The organism is Photobacterium minamisatsumaniensis (assembly GCF_050336695.1).
Taxonomy (GTDB): Bacteria; Pseudomonadota; Gammaproteobacteria; order Enterobacterales; family Vibrionaceae; genus Photobacterium; species Photobacterium minamisatsumaniensis.
The window spans coordinates 128,746-143,959 of record NZ_JAKJSI010000012.1; the positions used below are offsets into that span (position 1 = coordinate 128,746).

General features: G+C 44.5%; 15 protein-coding genes. 12 read left to right on the top strand and 3 right to left on the bottom strand.

Annotated elements, in window-relative coordinates:
- Positions 1–250 precede the first annotated feature (250 nt).
- The 9 genes from L4D78_RS04390 to L4D78_RS04430 all read left to right on the top strand — a co-directional run bounded on the left by L4D78_RS04390 (position 251) and on the right by L4D78_RS04430 (position 8,498).
- A complete protein-coding gene (locus L4D78_RS04390; protein WP_428465817.1) occupies positions 251–1,381 on the top strand; it encodes a methyltransferase in 1,131 nt (376 codons plus the stop codon).
- Between the two features lie 76 nt (positions 1,382–1,457).
- Entirely contained in the window at positions 1,458–2,027 is a 570-nt protein-coding gene (locus L4D78_RS04395) for a YajG family lipoprotein (protein WP_428465901.1), read from the top strand.
- Positions 2,027–2,581: a peptidylprolyl isomerase gene (locus tag L4D78_RS04400; RefSeq protein WP_428465818.1), complete on the top strand. Its 555-nt coding sequence runs from the start codon at positions 2,027–2,029 to the stop codon at positions 2,579–2,581. Before L4D78_RS04395 ends, L4D78_RS04400 begins: the two co-directional genes overlap by 1 nt.
- 49 nt (positions 2,582–2,630) lie before the next feature.
- Positions 2,631–2,993, top strand: a complete 363-nt coding sequence (locus L4D78_RS04405) for a hypothetical protein (protein ID WP_428465819.1) — start codon at positions 2,631–2,633, stop codon at positions 2,991–2,993.
- A gap of 176 nt (positions 2,994–3,169) precedes the next feature.
- On the top strand, positions 3,170–4,525 hold the full coding sequence (locus L4D78_RS04410; RefSeq protein WP_428465820.1) for an AmpG family muropeptide MFS transporter: 1,356 nt from the start codon (positions 3,170–3,172) through the stop codon (positions 4,523–4,525).
- Positions 4,526–4,893: 368 nt separating this feature from the next.
- On the top strand, positions 4,894–5,649 hold the full coding sequence (locus L4D78_RS04415) for an outer membrane protein OmpK (RefSeq protein ID WP_428465821.1): 756 nt from the start codon (positions 4,894–4,896) through the stop codon (positions 5,647–5,649).
- A 387-nt stretch (positions 5,650–6,036) separates the two neighbouring features.
- Complete coding sequence (locus L4D78_RS04420; protein ID WP_428465822.1) at positions 6,037–6,864, top strand: nucleoside-specific channel-forming Tsx family protein; 828 nt, start codon at positions 6,037–6,039, stop codon at positions 6,862–6,864.
- Between the two features lie 127 nt (positions 6,865–6,991).
- Entirely contained in the window at positions 6,992–7,888 is an 897-nt protein-coding gene (panE, locus tag L4D78_RS04425) for a 2-dehydropantoate 2-reductase (protein ID WP_428465823.1), read from the top strand.
- The gene (locus L4D78_RS04430; protein WP_428465824.1) at positions 7,881–8,498 is read left to right on the top strand and encodes a DJ-1 family glyoxalase III; all 618 of its coding nucleotides are present in this window, start codon (positions 7,881–7,883) and stop codon (positions 8,496–8,498) included. Before panE ends, L4D78_RS04430 begins: the two co-directional genes overlap by 8 nt.
- Before the next feature lie 109 nt (positions 8,499–8,607).
- On the opposite strand, the gene thiI is transcribed toward L4D78_RS04430, so the two are convergent.
- From thiI to pomA, 3 genes are all read right to left on the bottom strand, one after another.
- Positions 8,608–10,056, bottom strand: coding sequence for a tRNA uracil 4-sulfurtransferase ThiI (gene thiI / locus L4D78_RS04435; protein WP_428465825.1), 1,449 nt, complete (start codon positions 10,054–10,056; stop codon positions 8,608–8,610).
- Between the two features lie 195 nt (positions 10,057–10,251).
- On the bottom strand, positions 10,252–11,172 hold the full coding sequence (locus tag L4D78_RS04440) for a flagellar motor protein MotB (RefSeq protein ID WP_428465902.1): 921 nt from the start codon (positions 11,170–11,172) through the stop codon (positions 10,252–10,254).
- Between the two features lie 11 nt (positions 11,173–11,183).
- On the bottom strand, positions 11,184–11,945 hold the full coding sequence (gene pomA / locus L4D78_RS04445) for a flagellar motor protein PomA (RefSeq protein ID WP_428455999.1): 762 nt from the start codon (positions 11,943–11,945) through the stop codon (positions 11,184–11,186).
- A gap of 212 nt (positions 11,946–12,157) precedes the next feature.
- Here pomA and xseB point away from each other — a divergent pair, with 212 nt between their 5' ends.
- From xseB to dxs, 3 genes are read left to right on the top strand one after another with little or no spacing between them, the layout of a single operon-like run.
- On the top strand, positions 12,158–12,400 hold the full coding sequence (xseB, locus tag L4D78_RS04450; RefSeq protein ID WP_428455998.1) for an exodeoxyribonuclease VII small subunit: 243 nt from the start codon (positions 12,158–12,160) through the stop codon (positions 12,398–12,400).
- Positions 12,393–13,295 (top strand): (2E,6E)-farnesyl diphosphate synthase, encoded by a 903-nt coding sequence (gene ispA / locus L4D78_RS04455; RefSeq protein WP_428465826.1) that lies wholly within the window; start codon positions 12,393–12,395, stop codon positions 13,293–13,295. Before xseB ends, ispA begins: the two co-directional genes overlap by 8 nt.
- A gap of 25 nt (positions 13,296–13,320) precedes the next feature.
- Positions 13,321–15,183 (top strand): 1-deoxy-D-xylulose-5-phosphate synthase, encoded by a 1,863-nt coding sequence (gene dxs, locus L4D78_RS04460; RefSeq protein WP_428465827.1) that lies wholly within the window; start codon positions 13,321–13,323, stop codon positions 15,181–15,183.
- Positions 15,184–15,214: the final 31 nt, after the last annotated feature.

The following is a 15,214-nucleotide window of genomic DNA, read 5'->3' on the forward strand; positions in this document are numbered from 1 at the left end:
TCTTATACGATTTATTCTACGCAGAAATACCCAACAGTCTTATCCCTAACTCGCAGGGTAGCGTCGCTTCCAAGCAGTAACGTACACCTTAAACCATCATGATTTAGATCTTTATTTCACAACAAAAAAGCGGCGAAGTGGATACGGCACAGCAAGGCTATAGCAGGTAAGGAATAAAATAAGGTTGCAGCGATGGCTCGTTCTGCGAAAATAACCATCAAAGAGTAAACATACCGTAAAGTAACCATCAATGAAACCAGAGCTAACCTTGCATGAACGTACACTACAGCTTCAGCGCTACCCTGTACGTCAGAACGATCCCCTGCAAGCATGGGATGCCGCAGATGAATACATCATCAACTATGTCCAAGAGCTGGACATCAGCCTTGATCCTCAACGTCCAATTTTGATCTTTAATGACAATTTCGGGGCGTTAAGCTGCTGGTTTGCCAATGATGGTAAAGTCACAACGGTCACCGATTCTTTCATCGCTAAGCAAGGTATTATTGCTAACCTTACCGATAATCACTTGCCGCCAATCAACATCATTGACGCGCTTACCGATTTGCCCGAGCAACCACAGCTCGTCTTGATGAAGCTGCCAAAAAATAATCGCCTGTTGGTATGGCAACTGCAGCAACTCTGCCAATTACTACCGGCCGATTGCACTGTGATTGCAGCTGACAAAGCTAAAGCTATTCATAGTTCAACGTTAAAGCTATTCGAAAAGCACCTTGGTGAAACCAAAACCTCATTAGCGGTTAAAAAAGCCCGCTTAGTCTTCTGCCAGCCAAATAACGCGTTATCTAAACCTTTGCCCGCCCCACAACAATGGGATGTGCCTGAGCACGACATGACGATTGCCAACTATCCTAATGTGTTCTCTAGTGACAACCTAGATATTGGTGCCCGTCTGCTGCTAGATAATATTCCAAGCGACTCTAAGTATCGCGATATTATTGATCTAGGTTGCGGCAATGGCGTTATTGGAATGAAAGCGGCACGCCTTAACCCACATGCCAATGTGACCTGTGTTGACGAAAGCTACATGGCTGTCGCGTCGTGCCAACTCAATGCGAAGCAAAACTTATCAACAACCGATCAATTCAACGCGAAGGTAAATAATTGCTTAGATGATTTTCCTGCGGATAGCGCCGATCTTGTTTTGTGTAACCCACCATTTCACCAACAAAATGCGATTACTGGCCACATTGCATGGCAGATGTTTTGTGATGCTAAGCGCGTTCTTCGACCTAAAGGTCAGCTTATTATCATTGGAAACCGCCACCTCGGCTATGATGACAACCTGAAGCGCTTATTCGGCAACGTAACGACTATTGCTAAAAATAATAAATTTGTTGTGTACCTAGCGAATAAATAATCGGGTAAATAAACAATAATTTTCGAACTCTCAGGCTGCTGATATAGCAGCCCTTCTATTTAAGGATAAAGTCATGATGAAAAAGCTTCTTGTTGCGGCGTCGGTTCTCGCCCTTACCGCCTGCTCAGCACCGTCAGAGCCACAGCTTACCATAGCTCCAGAGCCCGTCATTGCTGCTCAGCCAATAGCCAATGGTCAAGCAATTTCAATCGACAGCCGTGACCTACGTACGGCGCAGTTTATTGCCGTTGTCGACAGTGGGCGCCAAAGTGTCCAACCACTGCATGCAACGCAAAACCTTCGAGTTACACTGGAAGAGGCTCTATCTCGCCAACTCAGTGCGCAGGGCTATAACGTGACAGAAAAAAGCAATGGCACACTTCGTCTTGATATCCTAGAGGCCATGGTTAACGTCAAACATAGTGTGATGAGCCATGATTTAAGCAGTAAAATTCAGCTACAGCTGGTTGTTGAATCACCGAAAGGTAAGTTTGTAAAACGCTACTCAGGTAAATCTGAACGCAATGGCGCGATGAGTGCTTCAGTTAAAGATATGGAGCTTGCGATGAATAATTTAATGACTGCGGTATTAAAAGATATTTACGCAGACCCAGAGCTTAATGCCTACATGCAGGAGAACCTATAATGCCTCGTTTTCTTATTGCACTAATGTTGTGTATTGCCCTTCCCGTGAGCGCGGCAACACAGGTACTGGTGACAACCAGTCTTGGGGATTTCACTATTCAGCTTGATGAAAAGAATGCCCCTCTTTCTAGCGAGAACTTTCTTCGTTATGTTGAAGATGGCAGCTATGTTGACACCATCTTCCACCGCGTGATCCCAGGCTTTATGGCTCAAGGTGGCGGTTTTGACCAAGACATGAAACGTCGTCCAAGCTATGAGCCCATTAAGAATGAATCAACCAATGGCATCAATAATGCGCGCGCAACCGTTGCTATGGCACGTACACAGGCACCTGATTCTGCCACCCGCCAGTTCTATATCAATTATCAAAATAACAGCTTTTTAGATGCGAAAGGCAGCCAACCTGGTTATGCCGTTTTTGGTAAAGTTGTGAAGGGCTTCGCAGTTATTGAAAAAATGACCGAAATTCCAACCACCACCATACGCTCTATGGGTATGAAAGATGTACCTCAGCAGCCTATAGTTATTACAGATATTAAAATTATCAAAAACTAGGCATAGATAGATTGTCACCTGATTATCTGTTTATGATCAGGTGACCATTATGCTTACGCTCGTTTCATCTCGCCCTGAGCTCCCTTCTGAGCAAATCAGCCAGCATATTGCTGATTACGCACCAGCGATTGCGCTAAGTGCCCTAGGTACTGTTAATGGTGATGTCTACTTTGAATCGATGAAAGTGACAGTGACTGAACACCTGCATGACTGGTGGAGACTTTCTGTTCCCTCTTGCACCCCCATCGATGATTACGAATCGGCCTATTGGTACCTTATCCACTTACTCGAGTCTTTGGAGGAGCATGAGTTACTGGGTAATAATTTCATGCAATTTAAAGTGAGCTCTACGGCACAGTACCTTCTGGGCGTCGGCGAACATCAAGAGAAAATGCAGGGTATTCGGCCTTAAAAGCCTTCCCCTTCAATAACCTGTTACGATCATTTTCAATACCACCATTATCACCTCTCTCTGCCGCATTAGCTTATGAGTGCGCTGTTTCAATATATTTGACTGTATTTTTACTTAAGAACCCAGTAGCTTAGCCTTATAATTGGCAAATTAGTCATAAGTAAATAGAGGGATACATGGATCAACCAAACGATGCCAATCAATTAGGCTGGCGAGTCTATCTAGAAAAGAAAGTCCTAATTTTGTTGGCGCTAGGTTTTTCTTCTGGCTTACCGCTATTATTGGTTTTTGGTACCTTATCGTTCTGGTTACGCGAAGCAGAAGTCAGCCGTACCGATATCGGCTTTTTCAGCTGGGTGGCACTGGCCTATGGTTTCAAATGGGTATGGTCACCTTTAATTGACCGCTTTCCTGTGCCTATTTTATCGTCATTACTGGGCCGCCGTCGTGGCTGGATGGTATTCTCCCAATTGCTAATTATCGCCTCGCTGTATGGTATGGCGATTAGTAACCCGCAAGTTGACTTAGTCCAACTAGCTATCTTTGCTGTCATTGTTGCCTTTTCATCGGCCTCGCAAGATATCGTTATTGATGCCTATCGAATCGAAATGGCATCAGAACGGTTACAAGCAGCGTTGGCTGCAGCTTATATGACTGGCTATCGCCTAGCGATGATCATGGCAGGCGCTGGAGCCCTCGCCTTTGCGGCATGGTTTGGTTCTGATACGGAATACGATCCAACGGGTTGGAAATACGCCTATTTAATCATGGCGAGTTTTATGCTGGTTGGATTAATTACTGCATTGTGTATCCATGAGCCTGAGATCGATAGCTCGAAAATGGACAATATTGAGCAACAATATCGCCAACAACTCCTCGAGCAAGGTACTAACCCTAAAGTTGCCCGCCTTACAGCTTGGTTCTACACTGCAGCGGTTATGCCCTTTAAAGACTTTTTCGACCGCTATGGAAAACAAGCACTCATTATTCTAGCCTTGATTAGCTGCTATCGAATCTCAGACGTCGTAATGGGAGTCATGGCAAATGCATTCTATGTCGATATGGGATTTAGTAAAACCGAAGTGGCATCGGTATCAAAAATCTATGGCGTAATAATGACACTGGTGGGTGCCGGGATCGGTGGTATATTAGTAAGTAAATATTCCACCATGAAGACACTGGCGCTTGGTGCAATTTTAGCCGCAGTGACCAATATGGCCTTTATGGTATTTACTCATGTTGGTAACAGCCTACCAATGCTAACACTGGTCATCTCTTTAGATAATCTAAGTGCTGGTATCGCAACAGCCGCTTTCATTACCTATATGTCGAGCCTAACCAATGTTGCTTTCTCTGCAACACAATATGCGTTGTTCAGCTCCATTATGTTGTTGTTCCCTAAATTCATCGCTGGCTTCTCAGGCTTATATGTCGATCTATATGGATATAATGTCTTCTTTTTCACCACGGCGTTAATTGGCCTTCCTGTTTTAGGCTTGATCTATATCGTCAATAAACACAATCCGCATTGAATCTAAAACAAAGCATTTAGGTGCGCATATACAACAAAATAAATTAAAGAAGTATTCCTGTTGATTAGGCGTGCTTCTTTTTTATTTTACGCCTTTTTTATGCTCCGCTCCGATATAAATTCCCGCCTTAGATAACGCTGTTCACACTTAGTTCAGAAAATCCACAAAATAACACCAATAAAATTCGATCAAGATCACTAAAACCCGAACCTGCAATCGATTACAGACGATCAAGATCACATTTAGCAAAGGATTGCGCAAACGTTACATTCACAAAGGTGACATAAAGCAATAGAATCACCGCCAACAAGACACGGACCCCATAAAAAAGTCCGGTTTATAAACATAATTAGCGAGAGTTTACCCCCATGCGTAAATCACTAGTAGCACTAAGCGTACTTGCAGCAGCAGCAGCAGTTCCAGCACAAGCTGAATACCTATACGGTTTCGGTAACGTAAGCGTTAACTACCTAGACTGGTCAAACGGTACAGAAAACCGTTCTGGCAAAGAAGACTTCAGCTACCTAGAGCTTGAAGGTGGTGCTGGTTTCTCTTGGGGTGAACTATACGGTTTTGCTGATGTTGAAAACCTAGAAAATGGTATGGATGAAGCACGTACTTCTATCAAAGGTACGATGGCAGTTAAAACTGGCCTAAAAGAACTACGTGCATATGGTCAACTATACAATACAAACAGCAACAGCTTTACAGCACAGAACACTGTAGCTGGTGTATCATACAACTTCAGCGGTGATAACTGGGCATTCAACCCATGGGTTGGTTTCCACCACACAATCACCACTAAAACATTCGGTCCTGATGCAACTGGTTCATTCTCTGGTATGAATGGCGGTATGTTTGGTTGGGTAGCAATGTACAACTTCAAAGCATTCGGTGAGAGCTTCATGGTTTCTAACTGGCATGAAACTGAATTTGCACGTGATGATGCATACCTAGAAGGTTTCGGTGAGTCTGACGACCTAACCGCTAACGGTGCAGTAGCACTATGGTGGAATGTAACTGACTCTGTAACAACAGGTGTTCAGTACCGTTATGCTTACAACAAGCTAGGCCAAACTGGCCACGATAATGCTGTTATCTACTCAGTTAAGTACAACTTCTAAGTTAGGTTGTTATTGCTGTAAAAAAGCACCTTCGGGTGCTTTTTTTGTTTTTCACTTAGCCTGTTTCTGCTCGACTCTCAAAAGTAAGATAATAATTACCTTCGAGACAAATGCGCTTTACTCTTCATTTCCCACACTTTTTTCCCCCTTCTCATTTTTTATACGCAAGAACCTTGCCCAGCCTTTAAGACCGTGCTCCAACCTTAAGAAATTACGCTAGCCTTTATAGCTATAGGGGAAGCTATATTTCGCTCCCTCTTAATTCACCTTCTCTACCGTCGTGATGACTTCTACTCATAAAGAAGCATTTCACTACGCCTAAAATAAATGTAGTAGATTATAGGTAGAAGAAGACAAGCAATGGCAAATGGTTAGCGAGACGTGATCATGCATAAAACTTTGACAGCAATTAGTATCTGCTCTGCCTTGGCCTTATCTGGCCACAGTTTCGCCGTCGACTATTCTGACGATATTCATAAAAATGACTATAAGTGGTTCCAGTTCAATATTATGTACGCCCTTGAAGAGCTACCGCGTTCTCCCGATGCACGCTCTGGGCACGATTACTTGGAAATGGAGTTTGGTGGCCGTTCTGGCATTTTTGACTTATATGGCTATGTTGATGTATTCGACTTAACCAACCATGATGCTAGCGATAAACATGAACAACCTAAAATTTTCATGAAGTTTTCACCACGGATGTCGCTTGATGCCATGACAAAAAAAGACTTATCTATCGGGCCTTTCCAAGAGTTCTATATAGCAACATTGTTTAATTGGGACGGCGGTTATGCCAAAGAAAGTGACTTCCCACCAGTTAATAATTCATTCTGGGGAATAGGGTCTGATGTTCAGGTGCCATGGTTTGGCAAAGTAGGCCTAAACCTTTACGGCTTATATGACATCAACAACAAAGACTGGAACGGGCTGCAGATCTCAACTAACTGGTTCAAACCCTTTTATACCTTCAGTAACGGTACCTTTATGGCTTACCAAGGCTATGTTGACTATCAATTTGCTGCCGACAGTACCTTTAAAGGCAACAGTCAAGCCAACCACGGTGGCGTGATGTTCAACGGCTTTTATTGGCACTCCGATCGCTACTCACTCGGTTATGGCTTTAAACTTTATAACGATGTGTATTTGATTGAAGATACTAATGACTTTGAATCGACCGGTATCAGCCATTACTTCTCAGCGATCTACAAATTTTAATACCCATTAATGCCTATCCCGCTGTTCAAGGATGAACAGCAAGCAGAATACTTCATACGCTAGGGCTTAGAATTCCCAAGTGCTATGATAATGACCTAACTCAATATTCTGACACGGACAAGCAACAATGAGGATCACGATTGTCGGCGCAGGCGCTGTGGGCCGACTCTGGGGGAGCCAGCTAAGCCAACACCATCAAGTTCATTTTTGGACCCGGCAGCCCGACACCACATTAGCCTTTAATTTTGTCGCATTGAGTGGCAACAGCCAGCAACTTCAATTTCCAGCGAATAACCCAGCACAGCTAACCGAAAGCGACTGTGTGTTGGTTACCGTTAAAGCATTTCAAGTCGAACAAGCACTATTGGCTATTCGCTCTCAAGTTAGGACGTCTACACCCATCATTATCATGCACAATGGTATGGGAACGCATCAGGCAGTCCTCCAGCTTCTTCCTCACAACCCTGTCTTGTATGCCACAACATCACAAGCCGCTTATCGTCCAGATCAAAACACATTAGTGCACACTGGTATTGGCGCAACTTGGCTAGGTAGCCTAAACGATACAGGGAAAGCATGTATTGAGTGTGCAGATATCTTTCATCACGCACTGGCACCAAGCCAATGGCATCAAGACATATTCCAGCCATTATGGACGAAGCTAGCAATTAACTGTGCCATTAACCCATTAACCGCCATCTATAAGTGCCGTAACGGGGACTTAGCAGACTCGAAATTCCAGTCACGATTAACGGCTATCTGCCACGAAGTTGCTTCCGTTATGAGTGCGGAAGGCTACCCTTCCTGTGGACAGCAACTTAAACAGCAAGTTGAACAGGTTATATTAGCAACAGCCAGTAATTTTTCTTCAATGAATCAAGATGTTTCCCAGCAAAGGGCCTCTGAAATCGACTATATTACTGGTTACTTAATTTCACGAGCAGACGCTCACGGTATCGCTGTACCTGAAAACCACCAGCTATGGAAAAAGGTCAAACAATTGGAGCAACACTACCATGACTAACGACACACCGACCCCAATTAAGGTTGCCGTATGTATCGCCCCTGGCACCGAAGAAATGGAAGCCATCAACACCATTGATATTTTGATCCGTGCAGGGTTTGATGTCACCACAGCAAGTGCCGCCTCTGATGGTGCACTTATTGTTGACGGGTCACGTGGCATAAAATTGGTGGCAGATACCGCGTTAGTCAACATTGCCGATGACCCTTTTGACTGCGTAGTACTACCTGGCGGCTTAGAAGGTGCTGAGTGCTTCCGTGACAGCCCCTTATTGTTGGAATTTGTTAATCAACATAAATATGACGGTAAACTGATCGCCGCAATTTGCGCCGCACCTGCCGTGGTACTTGAACATCACAATATGTTTCCGCAAGCCATCATGACGGCACACCCAGCCTTTTGGGAGCAAATCCCACAAGAACGTCTTCGTACCAAGCGTGTCGTCTATGATACTAACGGCAACTTGTTAACCAGCCAAGGGCCTGGTACCTCACAAGAGTTTGCGCTAGAAATCGTTGTAAAACTGGCAGGTAAAAAGCTTGCCGCGGCCGTCGCTGAGCCAATGGTGGTATGGCCCAACATGCACTATGACGTTTTACCGCGAAAGTAGCGCTTATTTTTCTGAGCATACAAAAAAGCGAGTGCCCAAAGGCACTCGCTTTTTTATATTTTGTCACATCTTAGTTTTTAACTAAGATAGGTTTCGAACTTAATGGCCATTAAGGACGATATACCTTCACGTTATCAAAACCATTTTCTTTCAAGTACAGTGCCTGAAGACGACTCATAACACCGCGATCACAGTACAACAAGTACGTTTTGTCTTGCGGTAAGTCACCAAACTGTGTCGCCAGCTTGTAGAAAGGCAAGTGTTTCACTTCTACATCATTAATCTCAAGCGGGCTTTCATCTTCTTCGTCTGGGCTGCGAATATCCAAGACAATTGCGTTGCTATCAATTTGGTCAACGAGCTCAATTTCCGGTGCTTGTTCCTGACTTTCTTTTTCAATGTCACGAATATCCATCACACGGGCCTCAGTCACCACTCGCTCAAGTACGGTGAAATCAAACTTGGCTTCTTCTATTTCAAGTTTGTTTTTCACGGCCTTGACGGTTGGATTCTTCGAAATCACGCCACAGAACTCAGGCATGGTTTTCGCGAATTCTTCCGTACCGATTTCACGAGCAACATTAATGATATCTTCTTTATCCCAGTTAATCAGTGGGCGAAGGATCAAAGTCTCTGTTACGTTATCGATCATACGAAGGTTAGTCAGGGTCTGGCTTGATACCTGTCCCAGCGCTTCACCTGTTACCAACGCCTGAATGCCAAAGCGCTCTGCAACTTGTCCAGCGGCACGCATAAACATGCGCTTCAGTACAACACCCATTTGACCGTTTTCGACTTTCTCGAGAATCTCAGCCACAACAGGCTCGAAATCAACCGAAATAAATTTCACTTTTGCTGAAGAACCATACTTATTCCACAGGAAATGTGAGACTTGTTTCACACCAATCTCGTGAGCAGGACCACCAAGATTAAAGAAACAGTAATGTACTTTACTACCGCGCTTAATGTGCAGGTAACTAGATACACCGGAATCAAAGCCGCCTGAAATCAAGCTTAGTACATCTTCCTGAGTACCTAGAGGGAAGCCGCCTAATCCTTTATGGCGCGCTAAAACTTGATTCAAAATACCGTTTTCAATTTCGATGTTAACCGTTATATCGGGCTTTTTCAGTTTCACTTTAGCTGATTCAACAGCCTGATTTAAACCGCCACCAACATAACGTTCAAGTTCAATAGAGGTAAAGTCATGCTTACCTACACGCTTGGCACGAACACAGAAGGTTTTACCTTCAATATCTTCACGCACTAATTCTAGCGTTTTCTCATAGATATCATGCATATCCGTGAAGTCTGTTTGATTAACTTCAAGTACATGGTGGATACCTGATGTTTGCGTTAAAACAGCCAGTACCTGCTCACGAATAGTCTCGTCTCTCACCGTGACTTCGATATAAGTACGACGGTTGACGATTGATGCAGAATCAGTCAAACGCTGAAGAATAATGCGAATATTACTGTCTAGAATTTTTGTAAAGCGTTTACGAATAGATTCACTCTTTACAAAAATCTCTGGATGGGGTTTTACAATAAATTTCATAAACACGCTTCGCTACACAGGGCCAAACAAAACCAAAAGGATCAGAGGCGCGGATTATACAGCAAGCAGGCTGTTGCTGAAACAAGGATATAGAAGGTTAACAGACGAATAACCCACTGCAATTAACTATAGTGTAGGCATAAAAAAGCAGCAGCCACAAAATGACCACTGCCTAAAGTCAGTTTCCCCCAACAATTATGCTGATGGATTACTCGATAACTCTTCTGAAAAGTGAGGTTCACCCTGCATGATAGAGATCTCAACCCGCCGATTAGCTTTACGCTCATCAGGTGTACGGTTTTTATTCAACGGTGCCGTATCGGCTAAACCGACAACACGCAATCGCTTATGGTTAAACCCTTCAACCTGCTCCATTTCTTGTGCAACCGACACCGCTCGCTGCGCGGATAGATCCCAATTTGAACGATACAGTTCAGAATCCAACTTTTGGTTATCCGTATGACCTGTTACTCGAACGACACCCGGTACATCTTTCACCAAATCAGCGATCTGGCGAACAAGGGGACGGAATTTGGGCTGTAGAAATGCAGAACCTTCCGGAAATGCACCTTTCTCTTTAATACGGATCACCACTTGCTGGCCTAAGTTTTCGACCTCAATGGCACCTTCTTCAACCTCGCGATCCAAAGCCTTCTTGAGTACTTCCAGTAATTGTTGCTGCTCCTCAGACATTTCCTGTTCATTATTTTGATTTTGCTGAGTCGCAATATCAGCACTTTGTCCGCCAGTCAGTTTACCGACTTCCCGCTTTGTTCCACCAGCACGTGCTGAATCACCCTCATGAAAATCCAATGTACGCTGAGTCATATCAATCGTTTGCTGCATGATCACATCAATCGGCGTTGGCTCTGGTCGTCCTGGGCGAAACTCTTGTGCAATGACACTGGTACCTTTGGGTATATCTTTTACTTCCAGCATATTTTGCACACCGAAAGCAAATTTCATGGAACCTGCAATTTGCTTGAATTTGAGTACATCCATCTCTGAAAAAGATAAAAGCAAAACAAAAAAGCACATCAGCAAGGTAGATAGATCTGCAAATGTTCCCATCCATTGTGGCAACCCCGGGGGGGGACACTTATGCTCTTCATCCATGTCTGAGTTCATTATTCATCACCGTTGAAGGAACGCTTTTTCTCATTGAGGTAGTTTTTCAAATAGCCATCAATCACTCTTGGGTTTTGACCATCTTGAATCGCTAACACCCCATCGAGGATCAAGCGACGGTTTAATTTTTCTTCATCTTTACGTAAACCCAATTTCGCCGCGATAGGTAACATCACCATGTTTGCCAAAATGGCGCCATACAAGGTGGTTAATAGTGCTACTGCCATGGCCGGGCCAATCGATTTAGGGTCATCCATGTTCGAAAGCATCGCAACCAAACCAATCAGGGTACCGATCATCCCCATAGCCGGTGCAACACCGCCTAACGCACTGAAAATACTAATACCTAGTTCGTGTCGTTCATTGGTTAATGCAATATCTTTTTGTAATGTTGAACGGACAACGTCTGCATCATGCCCATCAACCAATAAGTCGACACCTTTGCGAAGAAAGGAGTTTTCAACTTCCATTTCTTCCAGCGCCAGAAAACCACCTTTACGTGCGGCATCTGCCATTTCAACGATTTTGGCGATTAAATCTTCAGGGTTATCGGTCTTGAACATAAAGGCTTTGGCTGCGATTTTCGTTGCACCAAAGAACTGGCCGATGCTGTATTGCATTAATGCGACAAATAAAGAGCCACAGCATACAATCAGGATCGACTGAGTATCGATAAACATGCTGATGCTGCCACCTAGCACCATGGCCATGATAACAAAGACAAAAGCCCCGATTAATCCTATGAGGGTTGCCAAATCCACTTGATAGTCTCCAATTTGCTACAGATTGCGAATGATTTTCCAGCTGTTCATTCTATCTAATTGCTTCTATATCGGCACCAATGAATTTTGATTTAGCTTTCTTGATTCAAAAGATTAAAATTACTGTCTGTGACACAGATTACTGTGCGATAATTTGACCCAGATTACGCTCTGCGTTATTTTTCCTGCACTTAAAAAGGAGCGGTATAGTTATGGCAGCCAAAAAACCAGAAAATATGGCCTTTGAAGCGGCACTAGAAGAGCTTGACAGCATTGTTAACGAGCTGGAATCTGGTGATATTGCATTAGAAGATGCACTGAAAAAGTTTGAACGAGGTATCGCTCTTGCCCGCAGCAGTCAACAAAAGCTAACCCAAGCAGAGCAGCGAGTAGAAATATTACTTCAAGCAGACGACCAAGCTCCCCTGACAGAATTTGATGCAAGCAATGAATAACACACCTTCACTGTCACAATCGCTGCAATATTATCAACAGCGTAATAATGAGCAGCTAAGTCTATGGATTGATCAGCAACCCTTTGCAGGTCAGCCTCTCATCAAGGCGATGAAACATGGCGCATTACTTGGTGGTAAGCGCGCTAGACCCTTTTTGACTTATATTACAGGTGAAATGCTTGGGGTTGATCTCGACAACTTAGATACCCCTGCAGCGGCCGTTGAATGTATTCACGCCTATTCACTGATCCATGACGATCTACCCGCGATGGATAACGACGACTTGCGTCGAGGCCAGCCAACATGCCATATTGCATTTGATGAAGCGACGGCTATTCTAGCAGGGGATGCCTTGCAAACACTCGCCTTTGATATATTAGCCTCTGGTTCTCTTAGCAAAGATGGAGAGTCACAGCGAGTTGCCATGATAAAAGAACTGGCACAAGCGTCTGGCGCAAACGGCATGTGTGTAGGCCAATCGCTTGATATTGCAGCAGAAGGCAAGCAAGTCTGCTTGGAGCAACTGGAGACGATCCATAAGCACAAAACAGGCGCGCTCATCCGCTGTGCAATTAGCCTTGGAGCACTTGCTGCAGGTCACAAAGGCATCGCTGTTTTACCGCAATTAAATCAATATGCCGATGCAATTGGATTGGCCTTTCAAGTTCAAGACGATATCCTAGATGTTATAAGTGATACAGAGACGCTTGGAAAACCACAGGGCTCTGATATTAAGCTAGAAAAAAGCACCTATCCAGCACTACTCGGGTTGGATGGCGCAAAAGCAAAAGCACAAAATTTATATCAAGAAGCGCTACACGCGCTAGAAGCAATACCCTACAATACAGACCAATTAGAAGTTTTTGCCCGATACGTCATCGAGCGCAATAACTAAAAACAGTAAAAGCGCCGTGAATGTTATGACATTGGATATATCAAAATACCCTCATCTGGCCCTAGCCAACACGCCAGATGAATTACGATTACTACCCGTAGATAGCCTATCCGCTGTCTGCGATGAACTACGTACCTACTTGCTGAATTCAGTCAGTCAAAGTAGTGGGCACTTTGCTTCAGGCCTTGGTGCTGTTGAGCTAACAGTTGCCCTACACCATGTATACAATACCCCGTTTGATCACTTGATCTGGGATGTTGGCCATCAAGCATACCCACATAAAATTTTAACGGGTCGACGTGATAAAATGTCGACCATTCGCCAAAAAGGTGGGGTACACCCCTTCCCGTGGCGAGAAGAAAGCGAATATGACGTTCTTTCTGTTGGCCACTCTTCAACCTCAATCAGTGCTGGTTTAGGTATGGCGATTGCCGCAGAGAAAGAAGGTCTAGGCCGTAAAGTGGTTAGTGTTATTGGTGATGGTGCGATCACCGCAGGTATGGCTTTTGAAGCAATGAACCATGCTGGTGACGTTCACTCCGACATGCTGGTTATTCTGAACGACAATGAAATGTCAATTTCAGAAAACGTTGGCGCATTGAATAACCACCTAGCACGTCTACTTTCTGGCAATCTTTATACGACGATCCGTGAGGGTGGCAAGAAAGTACTCGCTGGTGCCCCACCAATCAAAGAATTGGTCAAGCGCGCTGAAGAGCATATTAAAGGTATGGTGGTACCTGGCACGATGTTCGAAGAGCTTGGTTTTAACTACATTGGCCCTGTTGATGGCCATGACGTTGAAGAGCTCGTAAAAACATTGAAAAACATGCGTAACCTGAAAGGGCCGCAGTTCCTGCATATTATGACCAAAAAAGGTAAGGGTTATGCCCCTGCCGAAGCAGATCCAATTAACTACCACGCAGTACCAAAATTCGATCTGACTCAGAACCCAATCCCTAAAGCCAAGAGCCTACCAACATTTTCTAATGTATTCGGTGACTGGCTGTGTGATATGGCAGAGCAAGATAACAAGCTAATGGCGATTACCCCTGCGATGCGTGAAGGTTCTGGCATGGTGAAGTTTTCTAAAGTTCACCCTGATAAGTACTTTGATGTGGCGATTGCAGAGCAGCATGCCGTTACGCTAGCAACAGGCATGGCGATTGGCGGCTACCACCCTGTCGTTGCTATCTACTCGACGTTCTTACAGCGTGGTTACGATCAACTTATTCATGATATCGCAATCATGGATTTACCCGTGATGTTTGCCATTGACCGTGGTGGTTTGGTGGGTGCAGATGGCCAAACACACCAAGGTGCCTTTGATCTTAGCTTCATGCGCTGCATCCCCAATATGGTGATCATGACACCAAGTGATGAAAATGAATGCCGCCAGATGTTCTACACTGGCCACCAGCATCAAGGGCCAAGTGCCGTTCGCTACCCAAGGGGCAGTGGTACAGGAATAACCCCTGACTACGAAATGGCAGCATTACCGCTAGGAAAAGGCATTGTTCGCCGTGAAGGTGAAAAAGTTGCTATCCTCAACTTTGGTACGACATTGAGCTACGCCCTAGAAGCGGCTGAAGGCCTTAATGCAACCGTGGCGGATATGCGTTTCGTAAAACCACTGGATGAGGCGTTAATCCGAGAACTGGCTGCAAGCCATGATGTACTGGTTACGGTTGAAGAAAATGCCATCGCTGGCGGTGCTGGTAGCGGCGTAAATGAATTCTTGATGAAAAGCAAAACACTCAAGCCAGTACTTAACATTGGCTTGCCAGATCGCTTCATTGAGCAAGGTACACAAGCTGAGCTTCATGCTGCACTTGACATTGATGGTGCGGGAATTGAAAAACAAATTCGTGCCTACCTTGCCGACTAATTCATTATTCATTGCCCAATAAAAAACCGCG

Excerpts from the sequence above, each read along its gene's own strand:
- L4D78_RS04390 (WP_428465817.1), top strand. The coding sequence starts at position 251 with ATGAAACCAGAGCTAACCTTGCATGAACGTACACTACAGCTTCAGCGC.
- L4D78_RS04395 (WP_428465901.1), top strand. The coding sequence starts at position 1,458 with ATGAAAAAGCTTCTTGTTGCGGCGTCGGTTCTCGCCCTTACCGCCTGC.
- L4D78_RS04400 (WP_428465818.1), top strand. The coding sequence starts at position 2,027 with ATGCCTCGTTTTCTTATTGCACTAATGTTGTGTATTGCCCTTCCCGTG.
- L4D78_RS04405 (WP_428465819.1), top strand. The coding sequence starts at position 2,631 with ATGCTTACGCTCGTTTCATCTCGCCCTGAGCTCCCTTCTGAGCAAATC.
- L4D78_RS04410 (WP_428465820.1), top strand. The coding sequence starts at position 3,170 with ATGGATCAACCAAACGATGCCAATCAATTAGGCTGGCGAGTCTATCTA.
- L4D78_RS04415 (WP_428465821.1), top strand. The coding sequence starts at position 4,894 with ATGCGTAAATCACTAGTAGCACTAAGCGTACTTGCAGCAGCAGCAGCA.
- L4D78_RS04420 (WP_428465822.1), top strand. The coding sequence starts at position 6,037 with ATGCATAAAACTTTGACAGCAATTAGTATCTGCTCTGCCTTGGCCTTA.
- panE (WP_428465823.1), top strand. The coding sequence starts at position 6,992 with ATGAGGATCACGATTGTCGGCGCAGGCGCTGTGGGCCGACTCTGGGGG.
- L4D78_RS04430 (WP_428465824.1), top strand. The coding sequence starts at position 7,881 with ATGACTAACGACACACCGACCCCAATTAAGGTTGCCGTATGTATCGCC.
- thiI (WP_428465825.1), bottom strand. The coding sequence starts at position 10,056 with ATGAAATTTATTGTAAAACCCCATCCAGAGATTTTTGTAAAGAGTGAA.
- L4D78_RS04440 (WP_428465902.1), bottom strand. The coding sequence starts at position 11,172 with ATGGATGAAGAGCATAAGTGTCCCCCCCCGGGGTTGCCACAATGGATG.
- xseB (WP_428455998.1), top strand. The coding sequence starts at position 12,158 with ATGGCAGCCAAAAAACCAGAAAATATGGCCTTTGAAGCGGCACTAGAA.
- ispA (WP_428465826.1), top strand. The coding sequence starts at position 12,393 with ATGAATAACACACCTTCACTGTCACAATCGCTGCAATATTATCAACAG.
- dxs (WP_428465827.1), top strand. The coding sequence starts at position 13,321 with ATGACATTGGATATATCAAAATACCCTCATCTGGCCCTAGCCAACACG.